The sequence below is a fragment of the Vibrio sp. McD22-P3 genome, assembly GCF_021568915.1.
Classification (GTDB): domain Bacteria; phylum Pseudomonadota; class Gammaproteobacteria; order Enterobacterales; family Vibrionaceae; genus Vibrio; species Vibrio mediterranei.
In genome coordinates, this window is the sequence record NZ_JAKGTN010000055.1 from 1 (window position 1) to 2,407 (window position 2,407).

Sequence of the window (2,407 nt, forward strand, 5' to 3'; positions counted from 1 at the left end):
TGTCAATGATGCCGCTGTGATTTACGATCAGAGCTTTAGCATGGATGAAGATGGCACCTTAACCTTTACGGACGCTGAACTGCTGCAGGGTGCGAGTGACATTGAAGGTGATGATTTAACGGTTACCGGCGTCCACTATGAAGGTACCGACGGTGTGCTTACGTCACTAGGTAACGGTACTCACACTTTCACTCCAAATGAAAACTACAATGGCGAACTTCAATTAACTTTCGATGTGTCAGATGGCACAGATACCAGCAGTGCGGTGATAGATATAGCAGTAGCTGCTGTTAATGACGCGCCAATTGCGGGTTCTACATCCTATTCAGTCAATGAAGAAGGGGTAATTGACATCACAGTAGAGCAACTGTTGGCAAATTCGAGCGATGTTGATGGGGAAGCCATCTCACTAGATTCGGTGACGTATAGTGGCAGCGATGGTATTTTAGCCCTTCATGAAAATGGAACATACTACTTCTCGCCAAATGAAAACTTTGATGGCGAAGTCGTTTTACAAGTAGTGGTTTCTGATGAGTCAGGATTAACGTCTCCAACCACCGCGACTATTGATGTACTCTCCGTCAATGATATTCCAGCCGTTTCAGGTCCAATTGCTTATCAAGTTAACGAAGATAATTCTATTACTTTATCTCAGGAACAGTTGCTCATCCACGCATCCGATGTTGACGGTGACCAACTCTCAGCTGAAAACCTATACCTAGAAGCATTTGGCACGGTGACTGATGATGGCAACGGAAATTTCACTATCACTCCGGCCGAGAACTTTCATGGGCCTTTGTCACTCACATTCGATGTGACTGATGGACAAGAAACCGTCGCAACCGCGTTAAACTTAACAGTTGATCCTGTAAACGACCTTGTTATTGCTCGTGATGACGTCAATTTGTCTAGTGCTGAACCTATGATCCGCTTAGACGTCGCACCAGAGCATGGGGCGGTACAATATCTCGATGAAAACGGTGATTGGGCGGATATGGTTATTGGATTGGAATATCCCGCTGACACCGAAGTTCAATTTGTACCAAATACTGTTGAGATTCAATCGGACACTCGTGATATCCGAGTGGGCAGTTTCGACAACGATCCAAACAGCCAAGGCTTTGATGGGACTGCATCGACATCCGATTGGGGTAACGTCGATGGAGACACCGCGACGTACGGTGAAGATGGTATTGTCGTTACAACGGTTGTTAGTGAGGGTGCTTTAGCGGCGTGGAATGGCCCCAATAGTCATGTCGGTGCTGGAATAGGTAATCAGTCATCCAATGGACTCAGCGACGATGAAACTCTCACGGTTACAGTTGAAGGAGAAGACGTCAATCAAATTACGTTCCAGCTTGATGGACTCGGCGGGTATTTTGATGAAACTAGCTCCCACGCAACGCAGGTGAACATTACTGCCTATGACGCTGAAGGAAACATTATCAGCACCCAAGGTGGTTATCGTGAATCTGGGGAATACGAAGATACGTATTCCTTCACAACCGATGTTCCAGTCCATCATTTTGAACTAGGAACGACAGGTGGAAATGGAACCTACGTAGTACAAAACATGGTTGTCTCGAGAACCATGGCAGAAGAAATTCAGATCACCACCATCCAAGGAGATGGAAGCGAAGTAACAAACACTCTGCAGCTGAACTTAAATCACAGCACTGCTGAGGATACTCTGAATGTCACAGAGCAACTTATCGAAATTGATGGCACTATCACTTCAAGAGCAATTGAGGTCGAAGAAGATGGAGTCTTGACGCTCCAAGCAAGCGATCTTTTAGTAAACGACTCAGATATTGATGGTGATGAGCTGACTTTAGTGAGCGTAACTTCTACTGACGACTCACACGGAACTGTCAATCTAGATGAAAACGGACAGATCCAATTCACGCCTGATGCCAACTACAATGGACAAGCTTCATTTGAATATACCGTGACCGACGGGAATGGCTCTTTTGATACCGCAACCGTTTTTGTCAATGTTACACCAGTCAACGATGGACCTGTCGCCACAGATCTACCATTTACTATTCAAGAAGATGGAACGCTTCTGTTTACCAATGACGATATTTTGTCTGCAACTTCTGATATCGATAATGACGACTTGTCTATAGAGCAAGTGACTTACGATGGCACGTCGGGTGTATTAGACAGCCATGGTGATGGTACGTATACCTTTACGCCTAATGAAAATTTCCATGGGGACCTCGAACTGAGTTATTCCGTCACGGATGGATTAGAGTCAAGCTCGGCGAACATCAATGTGACGGTAGAGTCGGTTAATGATCTCCCGGTCTTTGGTACCGCATCTTACACCGTCGATGAAGACAATGTATTAATCTTTAATGAAACTCAGTTGCTCTCTAGCGCTTCCGATGTAGAGGGCGATGTG

General features: G+C 45.5%; 1 protein-coding gene. It reads left to right on the forward strand.

Annotated features, from left to right (window positions below; all coding sequences use genetic code 11):
* A partial coding sequence (locus tag L2W36_RS27160) for a cadherin-like domain-containing protein (RefSeq protein WP_236112062.1) occupies positions 1-2,407 on the forward strand: 2,407 nt, incomplete at both ends.